The organism is Chryseobacterium sp. YIM B08800 (genome assembly GCF_026163565.1).
In the GTDB taxonomy this organism is placed as follows: Bacteria; Bacteroidota; Bacteroidia; order Flavobacteriales; family Weeksellaceae; genus Chryseobacterium.
Genome location: NZ_JAPDKN010000004.1, coordinates 32,905 through 49,956, shown reverse-complemented (window position 1 = coordinate 49,956; position 17,052 = coordinate 32,905). Strand labels below are relative to the sequence as shown.

8 protein-coding genes are annotated in these 17,052 nt (G+C 34.7%); 6 read left to right on the top strand and 2 right to left on the bottom strand.

The features are described 5' to 3' along the window. Positions 1 to 39: 39 nt before the first annotated feature. Together OEW74_RS02140 and OEW74_RS02135 are read right to left on the bottom strand one after the other, a co-directional pair. A complete protein-coding gene (locus tag OEW74_RS02140; protein WP_265426924.1) occupies positions 40 to 711 on the bottom strand; it encodes a DNA-3-methyladenine glycosylase family protein in 672 nt (223 codons plus the stop codon). A gap of 15 nt (positions 712 to 726) precedes the next feature. Continuing rightward, positions 727 to 1,239, bottom strand: a complete 513-nt coding sequence (locus tag OEW74_RS02135; protein ID WP_265426923.1) for a methylated-DNA--[protein]-cysteine S-methyltransferase — start codon at positions 1,237 to 1,239, stop codon at positions 727 to 729. 658 nt (positions 1,240 to 1,897) lie between these two features. Here OEW74_RS02135 and OEW74_RS02130 point away from each other — a divergent pair. From OEW74_RS02130 to OEW74_RS02105, 6 genes are all read left to right on the top strand, one after another. Beyond that, on the top strand, positions 1,898 to 2,509 hold the full coding sequence (locus OEW74_RS02130; RefSeq protein WP_265426922.1) for a hypothetical protein: 612 nt from the start codon (positions 1,898 to 1,900) through the stop codon (positions 2,507 to 2,509). A gap of 14 nt (positions 2,510 to 2,523) precedes the next feature. Then, complete coding sequence (locus OEW74_RS02125) at positions 2,524 to 3,543, top strand: hypothetical protein (RefSeq protein ID WP_265426921.1); 1,020 nt, start codon at positions 2,524 to 2,526, stop codon at positions 3,541 to 3,543. After that, positions 3,543 to 9,653, top strand: a complete 6,111-nt coding sequence (locus OEW74_RS02120; RefSeq protein ID WP_265426920.1) for a hypothetical protein — start codon at positions 3,543 to 3,545, stop codon at positions 9,651 to 9,653. The genes OEW74_RS02125 and OEW74_RS02120 overlap by 1 nt, the downstream gene beginning before the upstream one ends. 446 nt (positions 9,654 to 10,099) lie before the next feature. Next, positions 10,100 to 10,951, top strand: a complete 852-nt coding sequence (locus OEW74_RS02115) for a hypothetical protein (RefSeq protein ID WP_265426919.1) — start codon at positions 10,100 to 10,102, stop codon at positions 10,949 to 10,951. A gap of 2 nt (positions 10,952 to 10,953) precedes the next feature. Then, positions 10,954 to 12,372: a hypothetical protein gene (locus tag OEW74_RS02110; protein WP_265426918.1), complete on the top strand. Its 1,419-nt coding sequence runs from the start codon at positions 10,954 to 10,956 to the stop codon at positions 12,370 to 12,372. Between the two features lies 1 nt (position 12,373). Continuing rightward, on the top strand, positions 12,374 to 16,966 hold the full coding sequence (locus OEW74_RS02105; RefSeq protein ID WP_265426917.1) for a pyocin knob domain-containing protein: 4,593 nt from the start codon (positions 12,374 to 12,376) through the stop codon (positions 16,964 to 16,966). Positions 16,967 to 17,052 lie beyond the last annotated feature (86 nt).

Below are 17,052 nucleotides of genomic sequence, written 5' to 3'. Positions count from 1 at the left end.
TAAGGCATATCACAAATAATATGATGTGCAGAATTTAAATTAAGGATTCTTTGGTTTTTTTGGAGCAGAAAGATAGTAATGCCAAAGCATCATTGAAGCTATCGATCGGAAAGGTTTCCACCTTTCACTGATTTCAAGAATTTCCTCTTTAGTAGATTTTGTAGGAATTTGTTTCAGGCGTTTTAAAGCATTTACTGCAGCCAGATCACCGATCGGGAAAATATCTGTTCTTTGAAGAGTAAACATTAAATAGACGTCAACAGTCCAATTTCCGATTCCTTTTAAGTTGACTAATTCTTTTCGTAACTCATCATTTGACATCTTCGAAAGTTTTTCAAGGTCAATTTCACCATTTACAATTGCATTTGCCAAGCCTTTGATATAAATGTTTTTCTGACGACTGACATAGCATTCTCTCATTTCTTCATCATTTAACTGAAGAATTTTTTCAGGAGTAATTTCTGTCAATTTTTCTTTTAATTTATTTAAAGCTGCCAAAGCAGAAGCCAAAGAAACCTGCTGTTCTAAAATGATATGAACGAGGGTTTCAAAAGTATTTTCACGCGTCCACATTGGAGGATAACCATGATTTTCCAAAATTAGCTTTAAATCCTGATCCTGACTTGCCAAATGCTTACATAAATCCTGAAAATTATCAGGATGGAAGGTTTCAATTTCCTTTAAAACTATACTATTTGTGCTTTTCTTCACAGCTTAAATGTTGTTTTAAAATAAACTTGGGATAGTAAAACCACACTCCAAATCGAGAAGAATAGATTTGTTTTCCAGGCCACCCGCAAAACCGACCAATTTTCCTGATGCTCCCACAACTCTGTGACACGGAACAATAATCGAGATTGGATTTTTATTTAAAGCTCCTCCAACAGCGCGAACTGCTTTTATATCGCCAAGAATTTTTGCCAAGTCACCATAAGTTTTGGTGGCTCCGTATGGAATTTTCAATAAAGCCTCCCAAACTTTTACCTGAAATTCAGTTCCTTTAAAATCAAGAGGAATTTCAAAAGTTGTTCTTTTATTCTCGAAATATTCGCTTAATTGCTTTTCAGTCTGCAAAAGTATCGGATGATTATTTTCTTGCACAGGTACAGAAAGTTTGGTTCTTTTATAATCTTCACCTTCCCAGATAATTGCCACAAGACCTTTATCAGAAGCAATTGCCCTGATTAATCCGACAGGCGAGAGAATATCTTTATAGTTCAACTGTTCCTGATTTTCCATTTTGTTATGATAATTTTTGCTTAGTGTCTGTAATGTTTCAGATAAGCTTTTCAATGATTTTTTTTGCAGATTGTATTTTGCTTGCTGTCTTGAACGATAGCTTCAGTTTTGTAAACCATAGCTAGTCAAAGATAAATAATAAATAGACAGAATTGTCTGTTTATTTCATGGCGTCAATTTGTGAAATTTTCAGCTTCAATTTCGAATTTTGAAAATAGTTGAAAAATAAGCTTATCATTTTTTGATGTTATTTTAAAGATATTATAAAAGTTTTAATTCAATTTTAGAAATTGAGTTTACTGCAACTACTGGATTGAGAGGCTCAAAAACTTTCACAGGAGTTAAAAAAAAATGAATTTTGAACATTGAAATTACCAAGTAGTATCATTCTGTTTAAGAAAGATAAGTCTACTGCAACTATAGAATAGAGAGGTCCAAAAACTTTTATATGTGTTAAAGTAAAATGAAATTTGCGTTCTAAAGAATGTTAATAATTAATTGAATAAAAAAATAACACTAAGGAATTAAATGGATGATACTGTTGAAAGAAATGTAAATATTGCTGTAGATATAAAAAGAATTACTGAAGTACGCTTACAAATTAACCTATCAAAAGCATAAAGCTTTAATTGTATCAAAACTAATTTTCAATCATCAAATGAGTACACCATTAAATACGATCTTCAGTTGGTTTGAAACTGGGGATTTTCCGACACAAACACAGTTTAAAGAAACATTTCTATCGTTTTACCATAAAGAATACTTAATTCCTAAGGAAAATATCGAAGGACTTAAAGAAGTTTTTCAATCATTTGAATTGGAGATAGAGGGTATTAAAAAGAAACTGTTATCTGATGATCTGTCTTTGGATGAGCTTCAGAAAATAGTCGGTTACATTAAAAAAAGCCGTGAGGATATTGAAGCTTTAAAAGCTATTCCGATAGGGGAATCAAGAGAGAATAAAGTAAAGCTATTACTTGACTACGATTGGTTACAAAGCCCGAAAAATCAACAGGAATTTAATAAGCATATCTATGATAAAGTTTTGTTGATCTCACAGACGCCTACAAGCGCAGTGGTACAAATCTCAGAAAGTACCGTATTTCCAAATACTCTTGAAACAGAAAATGTAATCATTCAGGCTCGGGATAGTGTAACGGGTAAAAAAATAAATATCGACGATTACGCAACCAATCAAACCATAGAGATCAATATGTTGGGAAATATTCTTAACCCAATTAACATTCTCATTTTAAAAGTTAAACCATAAAAAAATAAAAAACCATGAATAACAACGCAATAATTAGTAATAACGCACATCAGGATAATTTTTTTGGAGAGTTAAGACATACCCGTTTTCAATATTTTGATACACTTCCGAGTACGAGTAATGTACCTGCAGGTTGGATCATTGATTATAAACGTCAGTTGCATCAATGGAACGGAACCGAATGGATTGATTTGTCTCAAAATTACGTACATCCAGATTATCCGCTTACCAATAATCCATTTCAGACAGATCAGACAAGTGGACTTTTGTTGCTGAGTCAGATCCTGACCAATAGTTCAGGGCATGTGATTAAAGTAGCAGGCCGAAATCTTACCAATGCAGATATTGTCTCTATTTTCTTGAATGATGCCACTCAGTCTAATACATTTACGTGGTCATCAAATAAGATCAAAACGTATGTCGAAAACTTTATAGGACAAAGCCTTACAGGAGCATTAATCTATCAGCCGGGAGGTTATATTCCTTCAACTACTAAAGGTGCAATGATCGCTCCGTCGCCAATTACATCTGCCGCTATTAAAACAGGTATGGTCTGGGTGATTACAGCAAATGGATGGGTTGGTGATGAGCCTGTTTCTGTTGGCGACCATCTTATTGCCAATATTGATAATGCTACCAATGTTCCTGCAAATTATCAAATTATAGAAAAAGGGATTCCTGACATTGTAGATGCTACAGAAACGGTGAAAGGGCTTATTCAAATCGCTACAGATGTTGAGGCTATTATTGGAATGAATGACAATAAAGCAATGACCCCAAAGTCTACGAAAGCTGTTTTGGATGCAAAAATTAAAAGCAGAACATGGCAAATAGGTGACGGATCGTCTGTAACTTTTCCATTAACGCACAATTGGGAAACCAGAAATATTGATTATACATGCTACAGAAATACAGATAACAGAAGAATCAATGTAAGCTGTGTACCCATTACAGAAAATGATGTACAGATAGATGTTTTGGCACCTTTAACCCCGAATGAATACAGAATAACCTTAACCGCAAGATTAGACTAATGATTGCTCCAGAATACTTTAATAATCACGTCTCCGTTGAAGGCGAGATTATCATAAAAAGTGTTCCAAACGATGCTGGTTTTGTATTGGTTTGGAACCCTACTACAAAAAAAATTAGTAGAAGAACGCATGCAGAAATAGCAACCGATTTAGGTCTGGTTACGGCAAGTAATGAGACTTTTTTTAATAGAAATAGAATTAGATCAGAAACAATTTCCTCTGTTCCTGTATCTTTAGATGCTTATTTACCGCAAGGAGGTTTTATATCAAGTTATAATACTTCTTCCTGGGGAGGTTCAGACAGACCTATTAATGCCTCTTACGGAGGTTACATCAAGTTTTCTGATGGTAATAATGATTTTAATAATTTAGAATTATATTACAATAATGGACACAATACTCCGGATACACACAGATTATGGTTTAGAACAAAGAATAACCTAGGAAGTACAAATTGGTTTGAAGCTTATCATTCAGGGAATTTTAATCCGGATAATTATTGGGAAAAATATAATAGTGGTTGGTTAGGTATTAATTCCAATGACCCAAGAAACTTTTCTTTTTTGACTAATGATGCTAATATTGCTAAAAAAATTAATGTAGGAGGATTACTTGTATCTGACAGTTATTCAAATGAAACTTTTGTTCCAGCGAATGGAATTTGGTCGAAAGGTAATATTCAATCAAATAGCAGGGTAGTTTCATCAAGAGAAGGATTTTTTGGAGCTTATGATTATACTCAAACACAAGGTATTTGGAGCATAGGTGAATCTTTTAATGTTAACAGCAATGGCTCGACAACCGATTTGGGTAACCAATACGGTATTGCTTATAGTTATATTGATGTAGGAGGTTCAAGTTTTGCTAATGTTCACCAAATTCATTTTGCATCTGCTGGTGTAGCTCAAGTAAGTATTGATTGTAATTATGGAAGAATTAAGGGGCGAGAATATCAAGTAATAGGAGGTAATTCAACTCAGTTTTTAAAAGCAGATGGAAGTTTAGATAGTGCAAATTATGCGAAATCTTCAGAATTAGGATATTATCACAATATTGATTTCACGGGCAGTATTACTAATGGTTCAAATAACCACACAAATAAAACTTGGTTTGATTATGATTGGGCAGGAACTGGAGGCAAGGGTTCAGTGATTAATTTTTCCGGACTAAATGGAAATTATTCAACAGAGATTTTTTCAGATTATTTAAGCGGTAATGCTATTGGAGTTAGAACCAAAAATGGTGATGCCGGAGTTTGGAATGATGCTAAGTGGATCTGGCATTCAGGAAATTTTACACAAGGAGATATTAATAATTGGAACTCGGCTTTTAATAATCAAGGTAATTATGTAAATAAGTCTGGGGATACCATGACTGGTGATCTAAATGTACCCAATATAAAATCATCAAATCTTAATGGTGGTCAGTTATTAACAACAGCGGGGACTGCATTGTATGTATCAAATCAATCTGTTTCGACATATTTGCAAACAAACGGAGGTTTATATCATTCAACACCTGCGGGAGTTTATGATATCTGGACTGCACAAAATTTTAATCCGAATAATTATATTCCAACATCTCACCCATCTTATACTATTTCAAATAATAATATAAATAATTGGTTAGGTTATTTAGGTTATTCTGATACTCGAATCATTAAACCGGAACATTTATCTACACAAAAATTACAATTTGGGTTTACTTCTTGGAATAATCAAAACAATGAGTCTGTATATGCCGATTATCTTCATTTTGGTGGATATCAGGATGCATCTGGAGGAAATCAAAACCTTATAGTAATAAATAAATCTGTTTTTGGCATTAGACAATATCAAGGTTTGTTTCAAGAAACTAATGCATATTCTAAATTTGTTGATTATTGGCATTCAAATAACTTTAGCCAACAAGACATAGACAATTGGAATAATACTTTTAATGATCAAAGTAATTATTGGCGCAAATCAAGCACAGCCGGATATGTGGGTATTAATGCAAATACACCGTTTTCAGTTTTAAATAATGGATATGCGCAAAAAGTTTACATGGGTGGGCTGCTGGTTTCTGATGCTTATCAGGATGAAGGGAATGTTCCAGCTAATGGTGCCTATGTAAAAGGTCAGATAACTACTGGTTCTCACGGTAACTCAGCAGAATGGAAAACAGCCTATAATTGGGGAAATCACAAAGAAATAAATACAGGACAATATTTAGGAAATACAGGACTGTACACTATTGATTCTAATACATCAGTCAATTCATTACCTCATGGTATAGCTTCCTATTTTGTGCAGGCTGACTCCGTTTATCCAAGTTATGGTTCTTTATTAAATATTAAAACATACGATGGAGGAGGTGGTACATTACAATTATACACCCCATATTCAAATCAGTATGGCGGAGATTTTATAAAGTATAGACGATATAATTATGGAACTGATGTATGGACAGAAATGCGTGGTTTCTGGGATACAGGTCATTTTAGCCTTACCGATATTTCTAATTGGAACCAGGCATTCAGCTGGGGAAATCATGCCTATGCCGGATATCTCACTCAATCTGCTTTAAATTCTCAACTCGGAAGTTATGCAACTTTAAATGGTGTTCAGACTTTTACGAGTACCAATACTTTTTTGCAAAGTCCGGTAATACCTGACGGAACGATAAATAGCCATGCTGTGAATTTGGGGCAACTCTATTATAATGACAGAAATTTTATAACAGATTCAAGAGGCGCAGTAAGACCTCCGTCGTTTTATGATGACAGATTTGCTCAATGGGATTTTCAACATGGGAATGATACACAAGTCACTGGTGATGCTTGGCAAGGCGTTTTAACCGTGGCTAAATGGAGCAATTTTGACCCTTCTCATAGACAGGAACAGCTATTGTTTACCGGAGATAATTTAAAAAGAAGAACTGCCATAGATGATGATACTTGGGGACCAGAGAAAACAATCTGGGACTCTGGAAATTTCACTCCGGCAAACTTTGCTTCAACTTCTCAGGTAAATGATAAAGTAAATAGGTCTGGAGATATCATGTCTGGAGCTTTAAATATAGCCTCAAACCATAAAATTGGGGATTGGAGAGGCACTACTCAGACAGGTAATTATTTATCCTGGTTAAAATATGACGGTTCAAAAGCCATAGCCTATATTGGAGCTGATGGTGGCTCAGCAATAGGTAACGGAGGTACGGGAGATAATTTTGTAATAACTTCTGCAGGAGGTGGTGATTTAATTCTATCAAGCAGCAGCGGAACGATTCAGGCGAATGGTCAAATAAATACGACCAATCATGGGAACTCTTCTCAATGGCAAAATACTTCCCAGTCCGCTTTAATGAATAGAGGAGCAACTTTTACTTCAAATGTTGATGCTGACCAAATATCTCAAGGAACTGAAATTATATCAATAGAATTACCAAACGGATCAGGAAATACTAATTTCCCGTTTCATGACTACGGTACTTTTATGCGCTTTAGAGCCAACAGTTTTATAACAGATTTTGCACATGCTCATAATGGCAATTTATGGTTTAAAAATTTCTATATTCCTAACGGAGCCGCCGGTGCAACCTGGAGGAGGGTTTGGGATAACCAAAATTTTAATCCTGATGCTTATGTATTGCAATCAGTTTTAAATAATCAGCTTGGTAATTATGCAACTTTAAACGGTGTTCAGACTTTTACAAATACCAATACTTTTCTGCAAAGTCCTGTAATACCTAATGCTTCTTTATCAGGTCATGCTGTGAATTTGGATCAACTTAATACTAAAGTTGCCGGATATCTTCCTTTAACAGGTGGTGGACTTACAGGTGGTGGTAAAATTGACCAATTCGGTAGTATTACAATTCAACAAGCCTCTACCTATAATGCCACAGGTGTTTTTTGGGAAACAATGAATGATAATGATCATTTAGCAGGTATTGGAGCTTTAACAACAGGAGATACTCTGCATGGAGTTTATATGGGATGGGGTCCATATCCTTGGACTCCACAAAACTCATTAAGTGTTGCAACAGATTATTTTAGATACAAAGGATATGATGTATGGCATAATGGTAATTTTAATCCTGATTCTAAAGTAAATAAGTCTGGTGATACCATGACCGGAGCATTACTTATTGGTAACACTAATATTGGCAAACAAAGAGTTCTTCATTTGGCAGAACCTACTTTCTTAGATTCTTATGGATTTAATTTCTTTACAGATACCAATACAGGATTATTAACATTACATGGTCTGAATCATGGATTAAACAATTCAGCACCCATTTTATCAGCAAGTAGAGTAAATAATTTTGTTGGTGTAAATAAAGAAAATCCTGCAACCGAATTAGATGTTAATGGTTATGTTGCTTCAAATGGTTTTATTAAAAATAATTCATCCGATGATTACTTCCTTATGGGAGGAGGAGGTCAGCTTACGAAATATAGTAAGGATGATTCGTATGTAAATTCACATAGAGATTTTCCTGACGGTACATTAATCACAACAAGTATTGATTATTCACAATCTCAAGGTGACTCTTTTCTTTTAGAAATCAAGGGGAATATGTACGGAGGTGGCATGCCTATGGACACCAAAGTTCAGGGTTACATCTATGCAGATACGATCATCAACCAAGCGGGATATTCAACGTATGCAGATCTTACCGGTATCATTGCAATGAATATCAATGGAAATCTATGTTTCTGGTTTCCAAGATTATGGTATTGGCAAGGGTTTTCGGTAAAAGTTATAGCAACTGGTGGTGGTGATATTACAACTATTAATCGTGTAACTTCAATTGATAACTCACCTGAACCAGCAGGAACGAAGCAAGTAAAGATCGCAATTTATACATTATCAACACAGAGTTGGGTAAACAATCAAGGATTTTTAACTTCAGCTAATTTGAATGGATATGTAACACAATCTTCTTTAAATAGCCAGTTAGGTAATTATGCGACATTAAATGGTGTACAGACATTTAATAATACCAATACATTTAATCAAAGTCCTGTAATTCCAAATGGTACATTAGGAAATCATGCAGTTAACTTAAATCAGTTATTAGATATAGCACCACCTTATCATTGGAACTATGTAGGTCAGCCGGCGATTACTAATAGACGGGTTTTAAGAGAAATGACCTGGAATAATTATGGAAATGGCCATACTATATTTGATATTTCAAGTGGGACAACTCCTTGGGGCGCTTCAAAATCAAATGTTGATGCAGAACAGCCTTGGAACCCGAGTTATCCAACATTAGTAGGCGGAAATGGTTCCGGAACTTATGGTGTCAGAGTAGACAGTGCAAGAAATGCGGATAATTTAGGCGGAATTCCGGCAGGGAATTATGCAACACAAACATGGGTAGATAGTAATTACATTCCTAAGTCACATCCTGTATTTAATATAACTCAAGCTAATATTAATTCATGGAATGCAGCAGGAGGAGGAGGAAGTTCACATACTCATTCCAATTTGTTTTATCTAAATAATATAGACCAATATTTAGGGACTGGTCAAGCTCCAGAGTTTAGTAGTATTAGGTTAATGGATATCTTAGGCTATGGTTTATTAGCTTTGGAAGAAGGCTATATTGGAGGAGAAATAGGATTAGTAGATACAAGTAATAAAAGGTTTTATGCTGGTAGAATAAATGAATACCTTAAATATGGTTCATCAATTGATGGGTTCGAAGGATTAAATATGCATTTTGATGCACAGTTGCTTGGTATAGGAAGAGAGATAGCGAATGATGAAGATAAAGTTCAATTAGCCGGAGATCTGTCAGTAGATACTATTGACTTTGATCACAATTCTAGGCAGTTGATCCTTAATCCTCTGTATAATACAGACGGCGATGTAAGACGTTCGAGAAATGCTCATATTTATATTGTAACAAGAAATCCTGTAAGCTTACCAGACAAACCAATATTAGGACAAAGAATTGAGATCTTTAATGATAGTGACAGTTATATAGAAGTAACTCATAGTAATGTGGGTACAATGTTTAAGATTCCTGGTTTTTGTAAAGTCACAGGTATAGCAGCTAATAAAGGATTTAAATTTGATGCAAAACCTGTTGATACAAAGCAGTATGACATCTAATTAAAAAGTAAAAACTCTCTATAATTTATCATAAAGCCCATAGTTAGAAGACATCAATCTTCTGATTGTGGGTTTTGTATGCGATCACGATAAGATAGATTATCCCATTTTGAATGAAACAATTTTTTTAAGAAAAATACATGTTACTGCAACTACAGAATGGCAAGGTCAAAAAACTTTTATAAAAGCCATAAAAACAGGAAATTTGACCTCTAAAGAATGTGAATAATCATTGAATTCAGAAAAATATTACAAAAATCATTGACAGAATATATGTTTTTCTAAGGCAATAATCATATCAACAGTTCACTAACTAATAGCATGATAAAGTAGGGATAAAATCAAAAATCATTCAAGAGATTTTTATTGAAGGGCAATCAATCTATGAAGAATAGAAACCTTTCCTAGTTATCAAATCGTATCAAAATTAATTTTCAATAATCAAAATGAGTACACCATTAAATATAATTTTCAGTTGGTTTGAAAAAGGTGACGTTCCTACAGAATCTCAATTTCAACAGGTCTTTTCTTCATTCCGTCATTTAGATGAAAAAATCAAGATGGATGAAGTGATGGGTTTAAATGAAACCTTTCAAAAAAAACTGCCTACCACAACTTTTACAAATCATCTGGAAGATGAAAACGCACACGATTTAGTGCTCGCAAAACTTAATGCATCCAATCTTACTGCTGCGAATGTAGAAGAATGGAAAGAAAAATTAAAAATCAAATTAGCAGCCACAATAGACGATGACGAAGACACCGGAAATGTCTACACAAAAGAGCAAATTGTAGAAATTGTAAATATACTTCAGGCAAAAGATGATGAAATGCTTGAACATATTGCAAAAATTAACAAAATACTAGATTCTAATGATGTAGACCTTGATGAGCTTCAGAAGATCGTAGACTACATCAAAGAAAACAGGAAACAGATAGAATGGCTTAAAGAATCTATTGCCAGAAACATTTCTGATGACAAAATCAACCTCGCTGGAATTTATTCAAACTGGGGTGCAATTACTTATCAAAATCAGTTTAATGATCTGGTATATAATAAGATTAAAAATATAGAAGATGCAGCCAGTCCCGAAAAAAATAAATATGAAGAGAGAGTGAGGGGAGACTCTATGATAAGACATGATCTTGATACTTTAAGCTTTGTGATTGATGCTTACGACACCGTTACCATGTTTACAGTACCCCTCAAGGTGAGACGAATAGACACCAATAATATTGAAGTGTTATTTGATTCTTTACCACCCAATATCATTCAGTTAACAATTAAAAAAATATAATTATGGACATTAAGTACGCTTATTACAGAAGTTCTGTTGGATACAAAATCGAAGGAAAAACAGACAATGACATTTTAACAGCCGGAGGTAGCACAAGAGCAATCAATTCTTTTTGGCATAATGGAAATTTAGATCCATTAGATTTTGTGCCAAAAACACGAACTTTAACTATTAACGGTACACCTTATGATCTGTCAGCAAACAGAGTAATTACAACAACCGATACCATTACCCGTCTAAAAGGAGGCGCATCAGGAATTTTTGTATCTGGAGACGTTACACTTGCTGCAGGAGCTAATATGACGATTAACCAAGCCGGAAGTACAATTACATTAGTTTCTGCAGATACAACGTACAGCGCAGGTAATGGTTTAACATTGTCGGGAACTTCATTTTCATTACCGGTTACTACTTCAGGTACAGGAAACGTGGTTACAGGAATTACTCAAACCGCCAACGGAATTACGGTGAATCTTGGCTCTATGCCTACCTCAACAGATTTGGCTAATTATGTTCCGTTATCACAAAAAGGAGCTGCGAATGGGGTTGCTTCACTAGACGGATCGGGTCAGGTTCCCGCATCTCAGTTGCCATCTTACGTAGATGATGTTTTGGAAGGCTATTACAAAACTGCAGACGGAAAATTCTACAAAGAAGCAGCTTATACAAATCTAATCGCTGGAGAAACAGGTAAAATTTATGTATCTCTTGATACCAATAAAACCTACAGATGGACCGGAACAACCTTCGTTTACATCACCTCCGGAGCAGTAGATTCCGTAAATGGGTTAACTGGTGTTGTGATTTTAAATAAATCTCATGTCGGTTTAAATAACGTAGATAATACCGCAGATGCGGCGAAAAGTGTTCTTTCCGCTACAAAATGGACTTCACCGAGAACGATTACACTTTCCGGAGTTACTGCAACAGTACAAACAATTGACGGTTCTGCAAATGTAACAATCCCTATTACCGCTGTTCCTGCGACATTATTAACAGGAACTGCAGCAATTAATACAACAGGATCGGCCGCAAAATTAACGACACCAAGAACAATTACTGCTTCAGGTGATGCTACTTGGTCAACAACTTTTGATGGATCGGTAAACGTTTCTTCAGCTTTAACATTAGCTACAACAGGAGTAGCAGCCGGAACTTATGATGAGGTGACGGTAGATGCTAAAGGTAGAGTAACCGCAGGTAGTAATACTGTCAAATCATACACTACTTCTATCGTAGGAACAGCAAGTGTAGCACACAATTTAGGGACAAGAAATGTAGATGTTGCCATGTATGATACGGTAACATTTTACAAAATTGAAGGCAGGATAAAATTAACTGATCCTAATAAAATAGATATTGAATTTGATTCTGCTTTACCTAATACTGTAGCGATAACAGTAACTCGTAAAGATATTTAATATGGATACAAAATATGCTTATTATAGCACTTCTAAAGGCTATAGAGTTGTGGGCGGTACTGCCGCCCATTTTTTAAAGGCAGATGGTTCGTTAGATAATAGTAGTTATTTAACCACCGATACTATTCAAAATATCACAGCTGTAAAATCATTTATTACTAGCGGAGGTAGTGGCTGGGCTAATAATGCATTAAGAGTGACTTCTAATGATGGTTCAAATCCTGGGCTTACCTTCTATAAAACAGGTGTCGATGTTGGGGTAGTCAACTATGACGGACTTAACGATTTTAGATTTAGAAACTCAAATGACACTGCGTCAAAATTTATTTTTGCACAAGGATTTAAAAAAGACGGGTCAGATGATAACTCTTTCTTGACTGCAGGAGGAGGAAGTGTGTTGAGGTCAACTTATCCTACAACTACACAGGCAGATGCGAAGTATTTTCCCAAAACAAACGTTGTAACTATAACTACCGACCTTAATACGTTGATATTAGAGGGTGTTTATTATGGTAATTTATGGGTAAATAATCCAGTAGGATATAATACAATATCTACTGTAACAATTAAAAGATATTCACAAGATTGGATAGCTCAAGAATTTAGACCTATAACCAATGCATCAAAGATTTTTATTAGAAATAGATATAATGGTACAACTTGGACTGATTGGAAAGAGATAATAACCAGTGATACAGTCACATCTTTTGTTCCTTATGCAGGTGCTACATCTGATTTAACTCTTGCTGATAAAAACTTAAATCTAACTACAGGTTCACTTTCCAAATTTGAAAATGGATTACGTGTTTTCAATAAAGTATTTCATAAAACGTACTCAAATGTTGCTCAAATAGGAATTATAAGTTTTAAATTTCCACAAGCAACTACCTCAGCAACAATGTTTACTGTAGATATAAATTACCATGAGTATAATAGTAGAAGTTTAGGTAAATTGAGAGTTGCTTTTTATAAACAAACTGCTGCAATATTACATACTTCTGGTAGAGCAGCATTATGGGAAGCTACAGACAATTTACCATCTACAATAATTAATATAGGGATTGATTTAGCTGGAAATGTTTGTATAAATTTAGGTGAAATAACAACTAATTGGGGTACTTATGCACATTTTGAAATTGAAAGAGTACAAACTTCATATTCTGGTGTAAATGCTGATTGGTCAAAAGGTTGGTCACAAACTACGGAAACTGTAGCACCAGTAGTTCTTGACACTTATCAATCTTTAGTAAATATAGTTCCAGAAATTGTTGCTACAAGAACATTTATGGACACAAACCTAATGGGTTCAATTCCTAAATCCTCATCATCTTTAGGTACATTAGATTTAAACACGGTACTTACGGCTGGATTTTATCAACAACTTTCAACATCAAATGCTACAATTGCAAACAATTATCCAACTACTGTAATTGGCTATTTAAATGTGTATAGAGTTAGTACTAACAGAGTAGTTCAAGAATATACAGAATTTACTAACTTAACAACATATAAAAGAAGTTATAATGGTTCAACTTGGTCTACTTGGATAGAATCTGGAATAACTACAACAACGAATCAAATTGGTTTATATGGTAACAAAACAACTTCAGGTGCATGGAATTTTAGTGGAGTAAATGCAAATCCTATTACACTTCAAAGATTAGGTAATACATCAAACAATTCAATAGCATTTGGTTTCGATACACCTTCAATGTATGCTGGAATGGCTGATGCTGGTAATTTTGCTATTGGTAATAACGCTAATTTATTATCTACACCCAACAGAAAATTCTGGATTGATTTCGCAACAAATTCAGTTAATGCACCCGGGCAAATCGGAGGTTCGACGCTAACTTCAAAAGATTTAGGCGGATTTACCATCAATACTGCAACAAATGCGAGTAAAGCTGAAATGATTTTACGTCATGTATGGACAGCTAATAATCAAACTTTTGGAATTGGTGGTACAGGTTCAGCAACTGCTGGTTCAATGTCTGAATGGGGAATGTACAAATGGTTAAACAATAGAACTGTAAATGGTAAAGATGGTTTTTTTGGTTGGACTGGGGATAATGATGAATTGAAAGCGACCTCACTTGCAGGAACAGGTGTTAGAATGGTAACAGCTAATTCAGTTGGTACATTAAGTACACAAGCAATTCCATCATCACAAATATTAATAAATAACGCAACAAACGCAGGTGGTGTTGATATTTCGGGAGGTAATACAGTATATTTAAGAAATTTATTACCATCAACAAGACAAGATGCTAATGTTAGAGTGTTAAGAAATGAACTAAGTTCTTATGTTACTAATGCGGGTTCTGTTAACTATCCTTCTACATTTGGTATTGGTATTAGAAATGAGCGTTATTCATCAGCAACTGACCAAAGAGGTTTTGATATTTTTTCGGGAGGTAACTCAGGGCAAATATATTTCAAAACATTCTCAGGTTCAACAACAGATTCCAATTGGGAAATGTTTGCATCAAGAGAATGGTCTGATGGTAAATTTTCACTATTAAACCACTCACATACGTTTGATTCAATTACAGATAAACCTACTACTTTGGATGGTTACAGCATTACTGATGCTATTCCATTAAATCAAAAAGGCTCAGCTAATGGTGTCGCTACATTGGATGGATCTGGTTTAATTCCATCAACCCAGTTACCAAGTTATGTTGATGATGTTATAGAAGGTGCAAGTTTAGCAGCAATCAATGCATTGCCGGCAAATGAAAAACAAACGGGTAAAATATATGTCACGACAGATACCAATAAATCTTATAGATGGAGTGGTAATGTTTTTATTGAAATTTCATCAGGTGCTGTTCAAAGTGTAAATGGTCAAACTGGTGTTGTTAATTTAACATATTCAGATGTCGGTGCATCATCAGTTAATCACACACATGCTATTGCTCAAGTAACAGGATTACAAAATGCATTAGATGGTAAAGTAGACGATTCTCAGGTTTTAACAAATGTACCTGCTGGTGCATTGTTCACCGATACTATTTACACATTACCTACAGCTACAAGTACTGTTAAAGGAGGTGTTGAAATATTTAGTGATGCTGTACAAACTGTTGCATCAAATGCCGTTACAGCTACCGTAAATAGAACTTATGGTATTCAATTAAACTCCGCAGGTCAAGCTGTTGTAAATGTGCCTTGGTCTGATACAAATAATACCTATGCAAATGGTACAGGTTTAAGTCTTACTGGTGCTACATTTAGTGTAAATTATGGAACAACAGCAGGAACATCTGCACAAGGTAATGATTCAAGAATTATTAATGGGCAAACTGCATTTGACTGGGGGAATCACGCAGGAGCTGGTTATGCTAAACTAACAAGCAATCAGACTTTTACCAATACAAACACATTTTCAAAAAGTCCCATTATTCCAAATGGTACACTTGATGCTCACGCAGTCAATGTAAACCAGCTAAATACAAAAGCTAATGGGCAGGAAAATGCTACAGCAGTTGGTTTTTCGTCTGGAAATATACCGACTACAGATGGAGGTTCGTATCCTTACATGTATCATAATTCAGGATTATATGTAGCATTGGCAACACAGTCTTATGTACAGACCAACTTTTTAAGTACACCGAATGGTACCTCTATTGTAATATCCGGGTCTAATCTAAATAATTATCTTAAAACAGGTTTTTATAGAGGAGTTGGATTAATCAATGCACCTTTTAATAATAATGGTTGGTGGTATGTCACCATTGAAACCCATGATGCTACTTGGGTTACACAAAAAGCAACTTCATTTGGTTCAGGTAATATACCCAATGTAACTTACCAAAGGACTATGAATGGAGGTAACTGGTCAGATTGGGCACAAATTTGGACTACCCAGGATTTTACTGTAGCAAATATTCAGCAGTGGAACTATGCTTATCAATACGGATTGAAAGTAAACGAAACATTTTCTGTAAACATGAGCTCTGGGATGGCTATAACAGATGATGGTATTGATAGTGAATCTGGATTAACCGATTTAAATGAAAAAAATCTTGTCTCTGCAAAAAGAGGGTCTTACTACAAATATGGTAGTAGTATTCAGGGATTTGAAGGCTTAAACTACGAATACAAGAAACAAAAATTTGGTTTAGGAAGAGAAGCTAATGATATTGATAAGTTAACCGTAGAAGGATCTGTAAAAGCCATTAAAAACTTTAAATCTGAAGGAGAAAAACCAGATACATTATTTATCCCTAATGGTGAATTAGCAAGTCTCAAGGATGAAATTGTGAATGATCAATCTGATTATGCAATCAGATTAAATCCACACGAATATGAGATTGATTCTTCTGGTTCTATTGGTATCGATGACAGAAACAGGCTAATCCATGTTATTGGGGAGCAGATTAAAATGACTGTTGATTTTAAAAAAGTTTATCCAAAACAACAGATTGTTATTTATAATTTTGATCAAAATGGTGGTACGATGGTAGTTAAAATACAAGGTAAAACCATAGCCAATGTTAATGCACGTGGTTTCCTTAGATTGTATGTAACCAAATCATTAAAGGTAATTGCTGAAAGACAACAACCATGTGAATTTGTTTGGGGATAAGAATTAAGAAGCGTTATCAAAAAAATTTCACAATAATTAATTTTACATAAAATAAAACCCACAGTTAGAAAATGAAAGTCTTCTAA

What these genes read in the sequence shown, in the direction of transcription:
- OEW74_RS02115 (WP_265426919.1), top strand. Translation starts at nt 10,100, where the DNA reads ATGAGTACACCATTAAATATAATTTTCAGTTGGTTTGAAAAAGGTGAC.
- OEW74_RS02110 (WP_265426918.1), top strand. Translation starts at nt 10,954, where the DNA reads ATGGACATTAAGTACGCTTATTACAGAAGTTCTGTTGGATACAAAATC.
- OEW74_RS02105 (WP_265426917.1), top strand. Translation starts at nt 12,374, where the DNA reads ATGGATACAAAATATGCTTATTATAGCACTTCTAAAGGCTATAGAGTT.
- OEW74_RS02130 (WP_265426922.1), top strand. Translation starts at nt 1,898, where the DNA reads ATGAGTACACCATTAAATACGATCTTCAGTTGGTTTGAAACTGGGGAT.
- OEW74_RS02120 (WP_265426920.1), top strand. Translation starts at nt 3,543, where the DNA reads ATGATTGCTCCAGAATACTTTAATAATCACGTCTCCGTTGAAGGCGAG.
- OEW74_RS02125 (WP_265426921.1), top strand. Translation starts at nt 2,524, where the DNA reads ATGAATAACAACGCAATAATTAGTAATAACGCACATCAGGATAATTTT.
- OEW74_RS02135 (WP_265426923.1), bottom strand. Translation starts at nt 1,239, where the DNA reads ATGGAAAATCAGGAACAGTTGAACTATAAAGATATTCTCTCGCCTGTC.